This is a genomic window from Dactylosporangium sp. NBC_01737, assembly GCF_035963215.1.
Taxonomy (GTDB): domain Bacteria; phylum Actinomycetota; class Actinomycetes; order Mycobacteriales; family Micromonosporaceae; genus Dactylosporangium.
This window is the reverse complement of sequence record NZ_CP109153.1, coordinates 11,933,616-11,950,809: the sequence shown is the minus strand read 5'-3', so window position 1 is coordinate 11,950,809 and position 17,194 is coordinate 11,933,616. Positions and strand designations below refer to the sequence as shown.

General features: G+C 72.5%; 17 protein-coding genes and 1 pseudogene. 9 read left to right on the top strand and 9 right to left on the bottom strand.

Features of this window, described 5'->3' with window-relative positions:
• Positions 1-4 precede the first annotated feature (4 nt).
• Genes OHA72_RS55090 through OHA72_RS55080 form a run of 3 tightly spaced genes read left to right on the top strand, consistent with a single transcriptional unit; the run spans position 5 to position 2,725 of the window.
• Positions 5-541 (top strand): SigE family RNA polymerase sigma factor, encoded by a 537-nt coding sequence (locus tag OHA72_RS55090; RefSeq protein ID WP_327004096.1) that lies wholly within the window; start codon positions 5-7, stop codon positions 539-541.
• The gene (locus OHA72_RS55085) at positions 535-1,722 is read left to right on the top strand and encodes a hypothetical protein (RefSeq protein WP_327004095.1); all 1,188 of its coding nucleotides are present in this window, start codon (positions 535-537) and stop codon (positions 1,720-1,722) included. The genes OHA72_RS55090 and OHA72_RS55085 overlap by 7 nt, the downstream gene beginning before the upstream one ends.
• Positions 1,723-1,750: 28 nt before the next feature.
• Positions 1,751-2,725, top strand: coding sequence for a magnesium transporter CorA family protein (locus OHA72_RS55080; RefSeq protein ID WP_327004094.1), 975 nt, complete (start codon positions 1,751-1,753; stop codon positions 2,723-2,725).
• 1 nt (position 2,726) lies between these two features.
• On the opposite strand, the gene OHA72_RS55075 is transcribed toward OHA72_RS55080, so the two are convergent.
• Positions 2,727-3,218 (bottom strand): FBP domain-containing protein, encoded by a 492-nt coding sequence (locus tag OHA72_RS55075; protein WP_327004093.1) that lies wholly within the window; start codon positions 3,216-3,218, stop codon positions 2,727-2,729.
• 55 nt (positions 3,219-3,273) lie between these two features.
• Between OHA72_RS55075 and OHA72_RS55070 the strand changes: the two genes are divergently transcribed.
• Positions 3,274-3,852: a TetR/AcrR family transcriptional regulator gene (locus tag OHA72_RS55070; protein WP_327004092.1), complete on the top strand. Its 579-nt coding sequence runs from the start codon at positions 3,274-3,276 to the stop codon at positions 3,850-3,852.
• A 125-nt stretch (positions 3,853-3,977) separates the two neighbouring features.
• Complete coding sequence (locus tag OHA72_RS55065) at positions 3,978-6,908, top strand: glycosyl hydrolase (RefSeq protein ID WP_327004091.1); 2,931 nt, start codon at positions 3,978-3,980, stop codon at positions 6,906-6,908.
• 46 nt (positions 6,909-6,954) lie between these two features.
• Here OHA72_RS55065 and OHA72_RS55060 read toward each other — a convergent pair whose 3' ends face one another.
• The 7 genes from OHA72_RS55060 to OHA72_RS55030 all read right to left on the bottom strand — a co-directional run bounded on the left by OHA72_RS55060 (position 6,955) and on the right by OHA72_RS55030 (position 13,621).
• Entirely contained in the window at positions 6,955-7,722 is a 768-nt protein-coding gene (locus tag OHA72_RS55060; RefSeq protein WP_327011850.1) for an ABC transporter permease, read from the bottom strand.
• A gap of 5 nt (positions 7,723-7,727) precedes the next feature.
• Positions 7,728-8,642: an ATP-binding cassette domain-containing protein gene (locus OHA72_RS55055; RefSeq protein WP_327004090.1), complete on the bottom strand. Its 915-nt coding sequence runs from the start codon at positions 8,640-8,642 to the stop codon at positions 7,728-7,730.
• Positions 8,639-9,520 carry a DUF4097 family beta strand repeat-containing protein gene (locus OHA72_RS55050; RefSeq protein ID WP_327004089.1) on the bottom strand — a complete coding sequence of 294 codons (882 nt, stop codon included), beginning with the start codon at positions 9,518-9,520 and terminating at the stop codon, positions 8,639-8,641. The genes OHA72_RS55055 and OHA72_RS55050 overlap by 4 nt, the downstream gene beginning before the upstream one ends.
• A gap of 27 nt (positions 9,521-9,547) precedes the next feature.
• Positions 9,548-10,063 carry a hypothetical protein gene (locus tag OHA72_RS55045; RefSeq protein WP_327004088.1) on the bottom strand — a complete coding sequence of 172 codons (516 nt, stop codon included), beginning with the start codon at positions 10,061-10,063 and terminating at the stop codon, positions 9,548-9,550.
• Positions 10,064-10,191: 128 nt separating this feature from the next.
• Positions 10,192-10,572: a hypothetical protein gene (locus OHA72_RS55040; protein WP_327004087.1), complete on the bottom strand. Its 381-nt coding sequence runs from the start codon at positions 10,570-10,572 to the stop codon at positions 10,192-10,194.
• Positions 10,573-10,629: 57 nt separating this feature from the next.
• The gene (locus OHA72_RS55035) at positions 10,630-13,488 is read right to left on the bottom strand and encodes a hypothetical protein (RefSeq protein ID WP_327004086.1); all 2,859 of its coding nucleotides are present in this window, start codon (positions 13,486-13,488) and stop codon (positions 10,630-10,632) included.
• Positions 13,457-13,621, bottom strand: a complete 165-nt coding sequence (locus tag OHA72_RS55030) for a hypothetical protein (protein WP_327004085.1) — start codon at positions 13,619-13,621, stop codon at positions 13,457-13,459. The genes OHA72_RS55035 and OHA72_RS55030 overlap by 32 nt, the downstream gene beginning before the upstream one ends.
• Before the next feature lie 57 nt (positions 13,622-13,678).
• Between OHA72_RS55030 and OHA72_RS55025 the strand changes: the two are divergent.
• A pseudogene (locus OHA72_RS55025) lies at positions 13,679-14,767 on the top strand (lytic polysaccharide monooxygenase auxiliary activity family 9 protein); the annotation flags it as partial.
• Positions 14,741-15,535: a hypothetical protein gene (locus OHA72_RS55020; RefSeq protein ID WP_327011849.1), complete on the top strand. Its 795-nt coding sequence runs from the start codon at positions 14,741-14,743 to the stop codon at positions 15,533-15,535. The pseudogene OHA72_RS55025 and the gene OHA72_RS55020, both read left to right, overlap by 27 nt.
• Here OHA72_RS55020 and OHA72_RS55015 read toward each other — a convergent pair.
• Positions 15,457-16,044 carry an EAL domain-containing protein gene (locus OHA72_RS55015; protein WP_327004084.1) on the bottom strand — a complete coding sequence of 196 codons (588 nt, stop codon included), beginning with the start codon at positions 16,042-16,044 and terminating at the stop codon, positions 15,457-15,459. The two genes, OHA72_RS55020 and OHA72_RS55015, sit on opposite strands and share 79 nt — an antisense overlap.
• 153 nt (positions 16,045-16,197) lie before the next feature.
• Between OHA72_RS55015 and OHA72_RS55010 the strand changes: the two genes are divergently transcribed.
• Positions 16,198-16,614: a hypothetical protein gene (locus OHA72_RS55010; RefSeq protein WP_327004083.1), complete on the top strand. Its 417-nt coding sequence runs from the start codon at positions 16,198-16,200 to the stop codon at positions 16,612-16,614.
• 5 nt (positions 16,615-16,619) lie between these two features.
• Positions 16,620-17,021, top strand: a complete 402-nt coding sequence (locus OHA72_RS55005; RefSeq protein WP_327004082.1) for a hypothetical protein — start codon at positions 16,620-16,622, stop codon at positions 17,019-17,021.
• Positions 17,022-17,194: the final 173 nt, after the last annotated feature.

The window sequence follows — 17,194 nt, the reverse complement described above, 5'->3', positions numbered from 1 at the left end:
GTGCATGCAGCGTCCGAGGGACGACGACGATGAGTTCGCGAGCTTCATGGGTGCCGCCGCGCCCCGGCTGTACCGGGTGGCGTACCTGCTCGCCGGGGACGCGGCGCAGGCCGAGGAGCTGACCCAGCAGACCCTGGTGCGCACCTACACGGCCTGGGCCCGCATCGACGCCGGTGCGGCCTATGGCTACGCCCGGCGGATCCTGGTGAACCTGCACAACGACTGGTGGCGGCGGCGGTTCCTGCGGGAACGCCCGGTGGGGGAGGTGCCGGAGCCCCGCCGCGCGGAGCGGGACCCTGCCGACGCCGTCGTCGCCCGGCAGAGCGTGGCGCGGGCACTGCAAGGGCTTTCCCGGCGCGAACGGGCCGTCGTCGTCTGCCGGTACTACCTGGACCTCACCGAGCAGCAGACCGCCGACGAGCTCGGCGTGGCCGTCGGCACCGTCAAGAGCACCACCGCCCGGGCCCTGCGCAAGCTGCGCATCGACCCGGCGCTGGACACCGTGACCGCCGCAGACAGCCAGACCAAGGGGGCATGGTGATGCACAGCATCGAGGAGCTCCGCCGGGCGATGCGCGACGAGACCCGCGACCTCGCACCCCGGGTGACGCTCGGGCAGATCCGGCAGCGGGCCCGGCGCCGCCGGTTCACCGGCCTGGTCGCGTTTGCCGCAGCGGTACTGGTGCCCGTCGGCGTCACCATGACGGCCCTGGCGGGCGGGCCGGCCGGGCCGTCACCGTCGCCCGTCGACCCGCCGTCCGGGGCGACGCCGGTGGTCACCGACCTCGCCGGCGGCGCCGAGTTCCAGGGCAGCGGACCGATCGTGCGCACCGGCGTCGCCTACGGCGCCGACGAGGAGCTCGTCCTGCGCTACAGCGGCGAGGACATGAACGGCGTGTTCTCGGGGCTGTACAACCCGAAGACGTCGCAGTACCGCAGGTTCGAGGGCGGCCTCATGGTGCCCGCCGCCGGGCAGTTCTCCACGATCATGGAGATCGAGGACCGGCGCGGCGGCATCGTGGACTACGGCGTGGTCGGCGCCCCAGGGGTGACCGTCGAGGTCACCTTCGACGGGCAGCACGCCACGGCGACCTCCGCCGCGATCCCCGTCCTGCCGGGGACGACCCTGTTCTGGGTCCGGCGCACCGGGATCGCGGTCGGACCGACCAGCCAGGTCGGCGGCCCCACCCCGAACCTCGCGTTCACCGCCCGCGACGTCACCGGCGCGACGGTCGCCACCGGCGGCTACGTCCAGCGCAGCGACGGCCAGGTCGTCATCAAGGACACCGCCGTGCGGATCGGCGACCTGATGCCCACCGGCGTGACCCTTGCCGACCGCGGGGAGCTCGTCCTGTGGTTCGCCGGGGACGACCGCTCCACGGGGCTGTTCGCCGGCAGCGACACCGGCGGCGGCGAGCCCACCGAGCTGCGGGGCCTCGGCCGCTTCGCCCGCCCGCCGTTCGACATCGGCTTCTACGGCGGCCGCACCGAGCTCGACGAGCCCGGCGGCACCAAGGTCGTGCTGCTCGTCTACGTCGGGCCGGCGGCCACTGTGACCGCGGCGGCCCCGGTGTCGACCGGCCGCGGCTCGGTCCGCTGGAGCGCCCATCCGCGGTTGCGGATCGCCTGGATCAGCGGGGTACCCGCGCAGGACGGCTGGAAGGTCACCGGCATCGCCACCGACGCCAATGGCAACCCCGTGGCCGTCACCCAGGGCCGGTGACCGGGCCGGGGTGTGCGATCGTGGCCGCATGGACGTCCGGGTCATCCGGTCAGGTGCGGTGAGCACGCACGCCGTCGAGGAGCTGCCGGGCCTCCTCGACGGCGACGGCCTGCTCTGGGTCGACGTGCCGGTGTGCGACGAGGCGGCGACCCGGGTGCTGGGCGAGGTGTTCGGCTTCCACCCGCTCGCGTTGCGCGACGCCGCGCAGCGCAACCGGGTACCGAAGATCCACCCGTATCAGGACCATGTCTTCGTGGTGCTGCACGCGCCGCACCTCGGCGCCCGCGGCCACGTCCACTACGTCGAGCTGGACCAGTTCATCGGCAAGCGGTTCCTGGTGACGGTGCACGGGCCGACGAATCCGGCGGTCCCGCCGGACATCCCGCTGCGGCAGACCCGCGACGTGCTGCGCCGCATCGAGGCCGGGAAGCTCGCGCCGGCCACCCCGTTCGAGCTGTCCTACGCGATCGTGTCCGGCATCACCCGGCTGCAGGAAACCCTCGTCGAGGACATGACCGCCGACGTGTGGCGGCTGGAGCAGCGGGTCACCGCCGGGCACCTCGGTAACCCGGAGCAGTTCCTGGAAGAGCTGTTCCAGGCCCGCCACGGCCTGCTCGCGGTGCGGACGATGGCGGCCCTGGGCGGCGAGATCTACGGACGGATGGCGGCCCTGTCCCGCCACCCGCAGGACGAGCACTACATCGCCGACGTCGTCGACCAGTTCAGCCGGGTCCGGTCGGTCGCCGACGGGGAGCGGGAGTACCTGCAGGGCGTCATCGAGTTCTACCAGGCGCGGACCGAGACGAAGATGACCATCGCCGCGGAGCGCCTGGCCGTGATCGCCGCGGTCACCCTGCCGATCACGGCGCTGTCCTCGGTGCTCGGCATGAACCTCATCGTCAACGACCACACCCAGGGGCTGCACCTCGTCGCCGTCCTGGTCGTCATGGCCATCATGTCCGGCACCCTGCTCACCTGGGCCCGGCGTCAGGGCTGGTGGTGAGTCAGAGCAGCCGCTGCAGGAACGCCGCGAGCTTGCCCTGGGTCCGCTCCACCTGCTCCTGCACGGTCAGGGTCTCCTTGAGGCGGGTGCCCGTGTCCGGGGTCCTGCGGCCGCGGACGTAGAGCGAGCAGGCGAGGTCGGTGCAGATGTACGCGCCGACCGAGTCGCCCCGCCGGCCCGCCTCGCCCGCACGCCGGCCCGTCATCAGCGACACCCCGTTGCCGCCGTGGGTGGTCAGGCACAGCGAGCACATGTTGCGGTGCAGGAATCCCCGCTGCTGCGACGCCAGCCGCAGCGTGACCCCTACGACACCGTCCTGCCACGGCGCGATCAGGTAGGCGCGGTCCGGGGCGCCCTGGTCGCGCCAGCCGAGGAAGTCGAGGTCGTCCCAGGGACGTTCGGCGAGGTCGCGGGGGAGCGCGAGCCGCTTCGCCTCCCCCTTGGAGCAGTTGACGAAGGACGCGCGGATGTCGGGCTCGGTCAGTGGTCTCACGTCGCCGACCGTACCCATGCCTAATGACCCTAGGCAACTGACTATTGTGGCTAGCATGAGACGTGCGGGACTGACGGCCGACCTGGTGACGCGTGCCGCCGCGGACCTCGCCGACGAGGTCGGCCTGGCCGGGGTGACCGTGTCGGCGGTCGCCCGGCACTTCGGGGTCAAGGACGCCAGCCTCTACTCGCACGTGCGCGGCCTGGGCGACCTGCGCTCACGGGTGGCGCTGCTCGCCGCCGGGGAGTTCGCCGACCTGCTCGGCCCCGCGGTCGCCGGCAGGTCGGGCCGCGACGCCCTCGTGGCGTTCGCCGATGCGTACCGCGGCTACGCCCGCGCGCACCCGGGGCGGTATGCGGCCATGCAGCAGCCGGTCGACCCCGCCGCGCTGCCCGACACGGCCGGGTTCCGGCGCGGGGTCGAGCTGACCTACGGGGTGCTGCGCGGCTACGGCCTCGACGAGCCCGACGTCACCGACGCGGTGCGGCTGCTGCGCAGCACCTTCCACGGCTTCGTGGACCTGGAGTGCCGCGGCGGCTTCAACGACCCGCGCGACGTCGAGGTGTCCTGGCGGCGCACGGTGGACGCCCTGCACGTCCTGCTGACCCGCTGGCGGGAAGCGCTCTCACCATAAAACCGCAGCTCAGAGCGGTGTTTGAGAGCGCTCTCTCAAGTTGACCATTGACAATAGTCACGCTGGTTGCCCAAAATCACCAGGGACCCCAAGAAGCCGCCCACTTCTGATCGGAGTCCCACCCGATGCGTCTTTCCAGAGGCCGACCGCTGTTCGCCGGCGCCGCCGCGCTGGCGATGGTCGCCACCGCTGTCACGTTCCTGGCGTTGCAGAGCGCCGCGGCCGACACCCTCGGCTCCGGCAGCTACGCCACCACCCGTCCCGCCGGCCAGGCCCCACCGGCCGGCTGCGGATCGATCGGCACGAACCCCCGCCAGTGGGTCACCGCCAACGCCCCCGCCGGAGCGGTGCCCACCAACGACTGGTGGTCATCGCTGCTGTTCAAGAAGTTCAACTGCGCCTACTCCGAGCCGCTCGTGGCGCACCCGATGGCGTTCAAGCCGGCCAACAACGGTCTCGGCGTCAGCTACACCACCGAGGCCGCCATCTCCGGCACCGCGACCGGCGTGGGGGAGTACCACTTCCCGTACACCACGGAGTTCACCCTCGGCGTCGCCGGGCTCAACTCGCCCGACACCAAGGTCGACGGCTGGACCGACTGGACCGTGACCCCGTACTGGTCCGACGGCGCCCGCACGCTGCGCGCCACCATCGGCCACGGCCTGCCGTTCGTGTACGCCCGCACCAGCGGCGGCAGCGCCCAGCTCACCTTCGGCGGCGCGCCCGCCGTGTGGAGCAACAGCGGCGCCCGGATCGGCTTCACCGTCCGCGGCCACGACTACGTCGCCTACGCGCCGACCGGGGCCACCTGGACCGTCAGCGGCAGCACCATCACCTCCACCCTGGCGGGCAAGGACTACTACTCGGTGGCGCTGCTGCCGACGACCACGTCCACGTCGGCCGCCGACCGCACCGCCCTGGCCAACACGTACGGCACGTACGCGCACAACCACGTGACGAACACCAGAGTCAGCTGGGCCTACAACCAGGGTGCGAGCACGGTCAACGCGACCTACACGTTCACCACCACCGCCCGCGAGGGCAGCGGCTCCGGGACCGTCGTGTCGCTCTACCCGCACCAGTGGAAGGCCCTCACCGGCGCCACGCCGATCGCGCAGACCTACGTCTCGGCGCGCGGGGCGATGAAGACCCTCACCGGCGTCTCGTCGTTCACCACCGGCACCAAGTACCAGGGCGTCCTGCCGGAGATTCCCGCGGTCGCCGACAGCAGCGGCGCCGACCTCACCACCCTCGGCGGCTACCTCGACCAGGTCGCGACCGGCGACCCGCTGGCCGGGTTCGGCGACGACACGTACTGGACCGGCAAGGGCCTCGGCCGCGCCGCCCGCGCCGCCGAGATCGCCGACCAGCTCGGCCGCACCTCCCAGCGCGACGCGCTGCTGGCCGCGATCCGCACCAGGCTCACCAACTGGCTCACCGCCAGCCCCGGCGAGGCCACCCGGCTGTTCGTGTACGACGCCAACTGGGGCACCCTGATCGGCTACCCGGCGTCCTACGGCTCCGACAGCGAGCTCAACGACCACCACTTCCACTACGGCTACTACATCGCCGCGGCCGCGACCCTGGCGAAGTTCGACCCGGCCTGGGCCGCCAACGGCGCCTACGGCAGCATGGTGAACCTGCTCATCCGCGACGCCAACAACCCCGACCGCAACGACACGATGTTCCCGTTCCTGCGGGACTTCGACATCTACGCGGGCCACGACTGGGCCTCCGGGCACGGTGCGTTCGGCGCCGGCAACAACCAGGAGTCCTCCTCGGAGGGCATGAACTTCGCCAACGCCCTCATCCAGTGGGGCCAGGCGACCGGCAACACCGCCGTGCGCGACGCCGGCCTGTTCATCTACACCACGCAGGCGCAGGCGATCCAGGAGTACTGGTTCGACTCGTCCAACCAGAACTTCCCGAGCACCTTCGCGCACAACACGGTCGGCATGGTCTGGGGCGACGGCGGCGCGTACGCCACCTGGTTCTCCGCCGAGCCGGAGATGATCCAGGGCATCAACATGCTGCCGATCACCGGCGGCTCGCTGTACATGGGCTACAAGCCGGCCTACAACACCACCAACTGGAACGAGCTCGTCACCAACAACGGCGGCCCGCCGACCGTGTGGCAGGACGTCCTGTGGTCGTTCCAGGCGCTCGGCAACGGCGACACCGCCCTTGCCAACTTCCGGGCCAACTCCGGCTACACCCCGGAGGAGGGCGAGAGCAAGGCGCACACGTTCCACTGGCTGCGCAACCTCGCCGCGCTCGGCCAGGTCGACACCACGGTCACCGCGAACACCCCGCTGTACGCGGTGTTCACCAAGAACGGCGCGAAGACCTACGTCGCGTCGAACCTGACCGGCTCGCCGCTGAACGTCACGTTCTCCGACGGCCGGACGCTGACCGTGCCCGCCGGCAAGACCGCCACCACCGGCGCGTACACCTGGGTCGGCGGCGGCGGGACCAGCAACCCGCCGACGTCGCAGCCGCCCACGTCGAACCCGCCGTCCTCCCAGCCGCCCACGTCGCAGCCGCCGACGTCCCAGCCGCCGGTCGGATCGAACCTGTTCTACCTGCGCAGCGGGCCGGCGCTGAACACCACCGCCGGTGGAGCGGCGGGCACCCAGACCGTCAGCGCCGCCAACGGCAACTACGACGGCACGCCGCACAACCCCGTCACGTACCTCAAGTGCGGCATCACCGGCTCGGCGAACGGCGCCGCGACGGCGTTCTCGCTGCACGTCGACGCCGCGAACACCGTCGGGCAGGGCATCCAGGTCAAGGTGTCCTACGACTTCACCGGCGGCGGCAGCTACGGGCGGACGGAGACCTACCGGTACTTCGCCACCGACCCGGTCGTCGGGACCGAGCAGTACACCCAGGCGGTCGGCCTGTCCTCCTCGACCGGCAGCCTCGCCGCGATGAGCAACGGCTGCGTCCGCCTGGAGGTCTGGAACGCCATCGGCAACGCCGCCACCACGGTCCGGATCGACGCCACCGCCGCCAACGGCCGGCAGTCGACCCTGACGATCCCCTACACCGTCTGACCAACGACGCGGCGGGCGGGCCTCCCACGGAGGTCCGCCCGTCTGCCTACCCCGCCACCCCGCGGGCGAACACCCGCTTCGCCCACACGTAGCCGACCACGCCGAGCACGGCGCACCAGGCGAGCGCGACGAGCCCGCTGGAGCCGATGCCCGCTCCGGTCAGCAGACCCCGCAGCGTCTCGATGACCGGCGTGAACGGCTGGTACTGCGCGAACCACCGCAGCCAGCCCGGCATCGCGTCCGCCGGCACGATCGCGCTGCCCAGGAACGGCAGGAACTGCAGCGGAATCGGCAGGTTGCTGGCACTCTCCACATTGGACGCCACCAGGCCGATCCCGGCCGACACCCACGTCAGCGCGAACGCCAGCAGGCCGAGCAGCCCGGCGGCGGCGAGCCACTCGACCGGCGTCGCCGACGGCCGGAAACCCAGCAGCAGCGCCAGTCCCACGACCACCGCGATGCTCAGCAGGGTCTGCAGCGTGCCGGCCACGACGTGCCCGGTCAGGAACGACGCCCGCGAGATCGCCATGGTGCGGAACCGGTTGACGATGCCGTCGGTCTTGTCGACGCACACGGCCACGGCGGTGGTCAGCGCACCCGACGCGGCCGCCATCAGGATCACGCCCGGCGCGATGTAGTCGATGTACCGCACGCCGCCGATCCCCACGCCCAGCGCCTTGCCGAACACGGAGTTGAACAGCAGCAGGATGAAGACCGGCACCATCACCACCGACACGGTCATCGACGGATACCGCTGCGCGTGCTTGAGGTTGCGGCGCAGCATGGTCATCGAGTCGCGGACCGCGTAGGGCATCGTGGTCACCGGGTGCCCCCGGTCAGGCTGAGGAAGACGTCGTCGAGGTCGGGCGTGTGCACCGTGAGCTCCTCCACCGGCACGCCGTCGAGGACCGCGAGCACCGAACGCAGCGTCGCGGGCCGCCCGTCGCCCGGGATCCGCAGCGTCAGCGCCTCCCGGTCGGCGGTCCCCGCCGCGAACCGTCCCGCGGCGGCGTCGAGGTCCGGCACGCCGGCGAAACGCATCCGGATGTGCCCGCCGGGCATGCGCCGCTTGAGCTCCTGCGGGGTGCCCTCGGCCACGACGCGCCCGCCGTCGAGGACCGCGACCCGGCTCGCGAGCCGGTCCGCCTCCTCCAGGTACTGCGTGGTCAGGAAGACGGTGACCCGGTCGTCGGCGACGAGGCTCTGGATGATGTCCCACATCGTGCGGCGGCTGCGCGGGTCCAGCCCGGCCGTCGGCTCGTCGAGGAAGATGACCCGCGGGCTGCCGACCAGCGTCATCGCCAGGTCCAGCTTGCGCCGCATCCCGCCGGAGAACGTGACCACCGGCTGGTCGCGGGCCTCGGTGAGCTCGAAGCGCTCCAGCAGCCCGGCGGTGCGCCGCCTGCCGACCGGGCGGTCCAGGTGGTGCAGGTCCGCCATCAGCATCAGGTTCTCGTTCGCGGTGAGCAGGTTGTCCAGCGCCGAGAACTGCCCGGTGACCCCGATCGCGGCGCGCACCGCGTCGCCGTCGCGCCGCACGTCGTGCCCGGCGACCCGCGCCTCGCCGGCGTCCGCGGCGATGAGCGTCGACAGGATCTGCACGGTGGTGGTCTTGCCCGCCCCGTTCGGCCCGAGCAGCGCGAAGACGGTGCCCTCCGCGACGTCCAGGTCGACCCCGCGCAGGACGGGCTTCCTGCCGTAGGACTTCACGAGTCCCGTGGCGGTGATGGTCATCGTTGTCCCTTCGCGGCGGCGGCGGTACCGGTGACGCCGGCGTCGGGGCGCCGCACGATGATGTCGCCGAGGCTGGTGCGGGCCCGGACCTCGACGGTCTCCTTGCCCTCGCCCGGCCCGTCGGACGGGGTGAGCGAGTTGCGGATGCTGCCGAGGCTGGTGTGCACGTCCAGCCACGCGGCCGTCGTGCCGCGGATGCCGACCTCGACGTCACCGGCGGCCGTGCGCAGCAGCGCCCGCCCGCGGGCGACGTCGCCGACGCGAATGCTGCCGAAGGCGGACTTCGCCTCGACGCCGGCGTGCGCGACCCCGACGGTGATCCCGCCGTTGGACGCGCTGACCTGCAGCTCGCCGGCGATCTCGCCGATCGTCGTGTCCCCGTTGCCGTTCTTCACCGCGGCGGCGCCGCCGACCGTGCCGACCTCGATCTGCCCGGCGCCGGTGACGTCGGCGTCGTGCCCGACCCGCCGCACCCGGATGTCGCCGTAGCTGGAGCGCAGGTGCACCGCCGCCGCCTCCTCGACGTGGATCGCGCCCGCCGCGGTGCGGATGCGGCACTCGCCGAGCCGCCCTTCACAGCTGATGTCGCCGAGCGCGGTCGTGCCGCGCACGTCGGAGCCCGCCGGCACCTCGACGACGATGTCCACGGAGCCCGGCCGGCCGAACAGGGAACGCTTCCGCGCCCCTTTCACCAGCAGCGCCCCGCCGTTGTAGGTCACCCTGGTCTCCTGCGCGGCGCGCACGTCGGCGTCTTCGGCGCCGTTGGTCGGCAGTACCTCGACGACGGTGTCGGTGCGGGCCCCGCCGACGACCCGGGCGAAGCCGATGTCGAACTCGAGGGTCACGGAGATCGGTTCGGGAGTGTCGAAGCTCGGCATGGTGGTCCCTTTCTGCCTCGGGGGTGGTCAGCTGACCCAACCGGTGAAGCCCTGCTCGCCGCGCCCCCGGCTCCTGCCCGGCGGCCGGGGACCGGCCTGCGGCACGGGTTCGAGGGCGGTCGCGACGGCCCGGACGAGCCAGGCGTTGACCGACAGCCCCTCCCGCCCGGCGGCGTCCTCGACCCTGGCCTTGAGGTGCGCGGGCAGCCGGAAGTTGATCCGCGCCGCGTTGCCGTCGTCGTCGCCCGCCGGTGGCGCCACTGGTGCCATCGGTGGTGCCATCCGTGGCGCCGGGCTCTGATCCGGAGGCGTCACGACGAACTCGGGATCGACCCCGCGCAGCCTGACGTCGACCGATCCGGGCGCCAGCTCGCGGGTGACCTCGTCCATCGCCGCCGACAGCGCCCCCAGCAGCGTCAGCCGCACCGCCGAGTCCAGGGGTGCCGACAGCCGCTCGGCCAGGGCCCGCGCCTCGTCCCCACCGGCCTGCGCGGCGACGGCAAGCTCGTGCCGGAGGCTCTCCACGTACGGCGTCAAATCCATGGCGCCACTATGGCACCAAAATGGCGCCACGACAATGCCGTGGCGCCAGGAGGTGGAGACGAGTCAGTGCCGGCCCGCCATGTTTCAGGCTGACCGGCACCGCTTCAGGGGTGCAGCTGTGGAGTTGTTCAGGAGGCGGCCAGCTCGGCCGGGCCGTCCTGGACCACGGTCGCCTGGGCGAACGCGGAGTCGAGCTGGGCGCGCAGGGCGTCGAGCTCGTGGAACTCGCTGGAGCTGGCCGACTCGGAGCCCTCGGCGGCGAAGACGTGGTCGGTCTCGGCGGCGGAGTGGTCGTAGGAGGTGTAGTCCGACTCCTCGTAGTGCTCGCCGTTCGGGTTGGAGTACTCGACGTGGTGACCCTGGTCGAAGGACGTCGACTCGGCGGCCGCGTGGTCCTGCTCGTACACGCCGAACTGCGACTGGTAGTCCTGCTCGCTCGCGTCGACCTGGTGCAGCTGGTCCACCGACTCGTGCTGCTCGCCGGTCTCGATCTCGCCGTACTCGCTCATGTCGTTTCCCCTTGTATGTCTGTGGTTCGCGGTGTGTTCCTTGCGATGCACAGAACATTACGGAGCCGGCGACCTCGCCGAATCCCGGGAACGTGCCACCACCACGGGGTCCTCGGCGGTGGGGATCCCGCCGCCCTGGCCGAGGGTGACCAGGGCGAGTCCGGTGCTGAGCTTGTCCCGCAGCGTCGGGTCGAGGGTCAGCAGGACGTACAGCAGCGCCCAGCCGAGACCGACCACCTTCGCCCAGTCCAGGGCCGTGTCGGAGAATGCGAGCCACGGCTGCGCGAGGTACACCACGGCGAGGGGGAGCCCGGCGAACACGGCGGTGCGCAGGACCTCGACGGCGACCGCGCGGCGGCTGCGCGGCGCCGGGGCGGGCACGGTGACCGGCTCGGCGCGCCGCAGCCGGCCCAGCTCGCCGGTGGCGAGGGCGGCGGTGTTGTGGCGCAGCACGTCCTCGACCCGCCGCCACGTGTCGGGGGAGGCCGGCGCGGCGACGAGGAACTTCAGTTGCCGCACCGCGCGGGCGGCGCCGCTGCCGCCGTCGGTGAGCTGCCGGTGCGTGTCGGGGTCGACGAACCCGAAGGTGGCCGGCAGTTCGTGCTCCACGGCGTGCGCGATGCGTTCCAGCCGCTCCAGCCAGAACCGGCGCCAGCGCAGGTCGTTGCGCCGGGACGGTTCGCGCAGCTCGGCGAGCAGGGCGAGGGTCTCGGTGAGTGCGGCGGCACGTGGTTCGCGACGCCGGAGCCGGCCCATCACCCGGGCGGCGACGACCCGCCAGACGGCGGCGGCGGCGAGCCGGGCGGTCGCCATCACGGCGAGCGCGGCGACGGTGCCGCCGGCGAACGCCGGCCAGCCGTCCAGGCCCTGCCAGTGGTCGAGCCGGTAGAGCGCCGTGCCGGCGACGGCCAGGCCGACGATCAGCGGGGCCGCGCGGGTGACGACGAGACGCCCCGCGTCGGCGCGGGTGTACTGGAACAGCCACCGGGACAGGACCACGTAGTCCAGGCCCGCGGCGGCCGCGCCGGCGAGCGTGGCCCAGCCGGGTGACAGCCCGACCGCGGTCGCGGCGATCCGGCTGAGGACGAGGAACGCGGCCGCAGTCGCCAGGTAGCCGGCGGTGAGCCGGGCCACCACGTTGGCGCGTTCCCACAGCATCGTGAGCATCTCGTGGTTGAGCCGGTTGCTGTCCACGATGGTCCGCATGGCGGGGGTGGCGGCGGGGACCGTGCTGTCCAGTGTGGACAGCAGCGGCAGGGTCCCGGAGCGCCAGGCGGCGAGGGCCTGCTCGTCGGAGTCGCGCACCCGCCGCCGGAGCGTCCACAGTGGACCGCCGGTGCGCCACCAGAGCTGCCGGCGGGTCCGGCGGTGCCAGGGCGGCGTGGTCGCGGCCGGCCCGAGCGTGTCCAGGGCCGAGGCCCAGAGCCGTTGCCGCTCGTACAGCCAGGACTCGCGGCTGCGGATGGCCGGCGCGGCCCGCACGGCGGGCGGCAGCGCCTCCAGCGTGTCCAGGGCGTCCCTGGTGCGGTCCAGCCAGGTCAGCGCCATCAACCGGCCGTCGACCACGTCCACGTCGTTCGGGTCCGCGGTCGCGGCCCGCTCGAGCCAGGTGAGCGCCTCCTCCTCGCGGTCGGCGAATGACAGCTGCAGCGCCAGTTCCTTGACGACCTGCGGGTCGGGGTCGACGGTGGCGGCCGCGGTGAGGACGTCGACGGTGGCCGCTGGGCCGTCGCGCTCCTCCGCCTGGCGGGCCCGTTCCAGCACCGCCGCGGCGCGGGCGGCGGCGTCCATGAGGTCCGCGGCGTCGACCGTCACGAGGGGGCCGAGCAGCTCCTCGACGGGCAGCGGCGTCCACTCGGCGAGCAGCGCGCTGTCCCGGGCGTACAGCCGGACCTGCCGGGACGTCAGCGGGCCGCCGTTGCGCCACCACAGCGACCGGTGCCAGTCCGCCGCGACGCCGGTCCGGTCGCGGATGTCGGCCGCGGCGGCGGGCAGCCCGCCGTCGGCGTAGGCGTCCGCGACGACGCGGCGCAGGTCGACCGCCCGGGCGGTGTCGGCCCGCAGCGTGTCGACGAACAGCGCGGCCTCCGGCAGCCGGTGCAGCTGGATCAGCAGCTCGCCCTGCCGCACGAGAACCTCGATCGGGGTCGGGTCCACCGCGATCCTGCGGTACAGGGCGAGCGCCGGCGTGGGCCGTCCGAGCGCCTCGGCGGTCCGGGCGGCGTGCCGCAGCAGCAGCGGGTGCGTGGAGTCGCGGCGCAGTGCCTCGGCGAGGACCGCGGCGGCCTCCGCCTGCCGGTCGCCGTCGAGGTGGCGTGCCGCGGCGCGGGTGGCGGCGAGGGCGTCGCGGTCCTGCGCGGTGCCGTTGACGATCCGGGTGAGCAGCGCCGGCAGGTCGACCGGTGCGGGTGCCAAGGGGCCGGCCGAGTCGAGCAGCCGGGCCAGGAACCGCTGCTCCTGCCGCCGCCGCTTCGCCCGCAGGAACGGCAGCGGCCCGCCGGTGCGCCACCACAGCCCGCGCCGCCCGGCCGCGTCCGACTCGACCGCCAGCACGGGCAGGCTCATCGCGTCGTACGTGCCGGCGCGCAGGACCGCCGCCCAGACGCTGTCCGCGGGCAGGGTGTCGAGCGCGGCGAGCGCCTCGGCGAACCGGCCGTGCTCCCGCAGGCGGTGGTTGCGGGTGGCCACCACCGACTCGTCCTGGGGCGCGAGGCGTTGCGCCTCGGCGAGCAGGGTGAGCGCGCAGCCGTCCCAGCCGACCGCGAACTGCGCCTCGGCGAGCGCGCGCAGCAGGGCAGGGTCGAATGGGCCCGTGATCAGGGCCTGCGCCAGCAGGTGGGCGGCATCGGCGTGCTCGCCGGCGGCAGAGCAGAGCTCCGCCGCTTCAAGGACCGCTGCCGGTCCAGTGCTCGACATGGCGGTAAGCATCGAGGGTCGCACGTCCCTCGCGCGAGCGGTTCACCTGAAGTATCGAAATATCCGACCATTCGGTGAATGTTTCACGGCCTTCCAGCGTCGATGCGTCCTTTGCCCGCGGGTTCGTTGCCATGTGCCCGTCACACACCGTGCAATCCACGAAGTTGCATGTCTTGTGAGAGGGGTTCCATTGAATCGACGACGAAGACTCGCGCTCTGGCTCGCGGCGGCGACCGTCGGTGCGGGCACGGTGGTCATCGCGGCGGACCCGGCGGCCGCGCACGGCGCGATGATGGTGCCGGGCAGCCGGACCTATCTGTGCTGGAAGGACGGCCTGAGCACCACCGGGGCGATCGAGCCGAAGAACCCGGCGTGCGCCGCCGCAGTCGCGCAGAGCGGGCCGAACTCGTTGTACAACTGGTTCGCGATGCTGCGCTCCGACGGGGCCGGGCGCACCGCCGGGTTCATCCCCGACGGGAAGCTGTGCAGCGGCGGCGCGACCGTGTACGACTTCTCCGGCTTCGACCTGAACCGCTCCGACTGGCCGGTAACCCACCTCACGTCAGGCTCCACCATGGAGTTCGACTACAGTAACTGGGCTGCGCACCCGGGCACGTTCTCGCTGTACGTCACGAAGGACGGCTTCGACCCGACGCGCTCGTTCGGCTGGTCGGACCTGGAGTCCACGCCGTTCCTGCAGGCGACCAACCCGCCGATGGTCGGCTCGCCCGGCACCGCCGACGGGCACTACTACTGGACGGGCCGGCTGCCGTCGGCGAAGTCCGGCCGGCACATCATCTACTCCGTGTGGTCGCGCTCGGACAGCACCGAGACGTTCTACGGCTGCTCCGACGTCATGTTCGACGGCGGCCACGGCGAGGTGACCGGCGTCGGCACCACCGACCCGGGCCCCTCGACGTCCGCGTCGGCGTCCGCCTCACCGCGGCCGCCATCGTCCTCCAGCCCGCCACCCCCGGCGGGCAACGCCGGTTGCACCGCCACGTACCAGGTGACCGGCAGCTGGCAGGGCGGTTTCCAGGGGCAGGTCACGGTCGCCAACCCCGGCACCACCGCGATCAACGCCTGGCGCGTCGGGTGGAACTGGTCCGGCGGGCAACAGGTCAGCCAGGGCTGGAACGCCCAGGTGACCCAGTCGGGCGCCGCCGTCAGCGCGGCCAACGCGACCTGGAACGGCACCGTGCCGGCCGGCGGCAGCACCACCTTCGGCTTCCTGGCCAACGGGACCAGCTCGGTGCCGCAGCTCAGCTGTGCCGCGAACGGCCAGACGCCGACCTCGCCGGGCCCGTCGTCGGCGTCACCGTCGCCGTCGACGTCGTCGTCGGGCCCGCCGCCCGCCGGCTGCACCGGCGCGGCGTTCTGCGACGGGTTCGAGAGCCAGACCAGCGGCCCCGTCAGCGGCGCGTGGACGGTCAGCAACGCCAACTGCTCCGGCACCGGGACGGCCACAGTGGACAGTGCGGTCACGCACAGCGGCACGAAGTCGGTCCGGGTCGACGGCAAGGCGGGCTACTGCAACCACGTCTACCTGAAGCCGACGAAGGACCTCAGCGGTCTGGGTTCGGTGTGGTACGGGCGGATGTACGTGCGGCATACGACGGCGCTGCCCGAGGCGCACGTGGCGTTCGCCGCGCTGAAGGACACCGTGGACGGCAAGGACCTGCGCCTCGGCGGGCAGAACAGCGCCCTGCAGTGGAACCGTGAGTCCGACGACGCGACGCTGCCGGCGCAGAGCCCGGCCGGGGTCGCGCAGAGCCGCCCGCTGCCGACCGGGCAGTGGAACTGCGTGGAGTTCATGGTGGACGGTCGCGGGCTGCTGTCGACGTGGCTCAACGGCACCGCCGTGCCCGGCCTGCAGGTCGACGGGGTGCCGACCGCCGACATCGACCAGCAGTGGTCGTCGAGGGTGTGGCAGCCGCGGCTGTCGGACCTGCGGCTCGGCTGGGAGAGCTACGGCGTCGGCGACGACACCCTGTGGTTCGACGACGTCGCCGTCGGCGCGTCCAGGATCGGCTGCCTCAGCTCGTAACTGGGCCGCAGCGCCGACGGGGCACCGGGGCGCCCGAAGAACCAGCCCTGACCATAGTGCACACCGAGGCCGGCAAGCGCGAGCGAGTCGGCCTCGGTCTCCACCCCCTCGGCGACGACCGCGGCGCCGCACGCGGCCGCCAGGTCGACCAGCGACCTGGCGAGGACCCGCAGCACCGGGTCGGCGTCGACCCCGGCGACGATGCTGCGGTCGAGCTTGATGACGTCCGGCTGGGTGAGCACGATGTGCCGCAGCGAGGAGAACCCCGCGCCGACGTCCGGGATCACCGCCGGGAGCTTGCCGTCCATGATGCTCTGGCAGAACGAGTTCGCCCGCGGGCGGGTGGTCCCGTCGCGGAACAGCAGCGGCATCGCCGACTCCACCACCTCCAGGTGCTGGGTCGTCTCGTCCATCCTGGTCATGAACGCCAGGCTCAGCCCGAGCGCCTCACGGGCGGTCCTGAGCAGCTCGGCGATCTGCTGAGCGGACTCGGTGCGGGCTCGGGCCATACCAACCAACCTCGGCGCCGCCACCGCGCTCCTGAGCCTTTGTGGCGCAGCGCACGATGCGGTTTGGTGACAGTGCCTTGATCGCTTTCCTGACGCTGCGCGATGAACCGGATCTCTACCGTCTGGCAGGACAACGCAGCAGATGAGGGAGACATGGGACTTTTCAAGCAGTTCAAGGACATGAAGAACGTCGTGGCCGCCGCCCCCGGCATGGTCGCCCAGGCGCAGCAGACCAGCGCCGCCGCGCAGGCCTACGCCGCGCAGCAGCAGGCCGCGTACGGCATGCAGGGTTACGGCGCCGCCAACGCCTACGGTGCCCCGGTCGCGACCGGTATCGCCGCCGACGACCCGCGCCTGGCCCCGATCGCGGGCGTCGACCTGGCCATGTACGCGCGCATCTCCAAGGCCGCCTCGCAGGAGGGCCTCAACGTCGACGGCCTGATCCTCAAGGCGCAGTCGTTCGGTGTGCCCGCCGAGGCGTGGAACGAGGCCGCCACCGGCTGGCCGACCCGCATGCGTGGCGACACCCAGCTCGCCGTGCACTACGGCAACCTGTTCGGTCAGGTCTGACAGCCATGGGCCTCTTCGGTGACCTCCGCAAGCTGAACCAGCAGGCGCGGGCGATCGACGCCACCTACGACCCGGGCGCGCAGATGCGGGCGGGCATGGCGCAGATGCAGCAGGCCCAGCACAGCATGCAGGCACAGACCGCGGACCTGGAGCTGGAGCACACCGGTACCCCCGGCGCGGCGACGATCCTCGGTCTCGTGGACACCGGCACGCGGATCAACATGGTGCCGCTGGTGCGCCTGAACCTGCTCGTCGAGCACAGCGGCAGGCCGCCCTACCCCGTCACCGTCGAGACGATGCTGCCGCTGCACGCCTCGGCGCAGGCCGGGATCGGTCAGCGCGTCTCGGTGAAGGTCGACCCCTACCGCGCGGAGCGGGTGCTGGTCCGCTGGGGCCTGCCCGTCTGACGCTGTTGAAGGAACGACCCGGCGGATCTGCCGGGTCGTTCGTGGTTGCTGCTGCTTTCATCGTTTGTCGGCCGTTGGGGCTTTATCGGCCGCTGCGGCCTTTTCACCGGCTTTCATCGGCCGCCGGGGCTTTATCGGCCGCTGCGGCGGCCGACTCTGGTCTGCGACGAGAA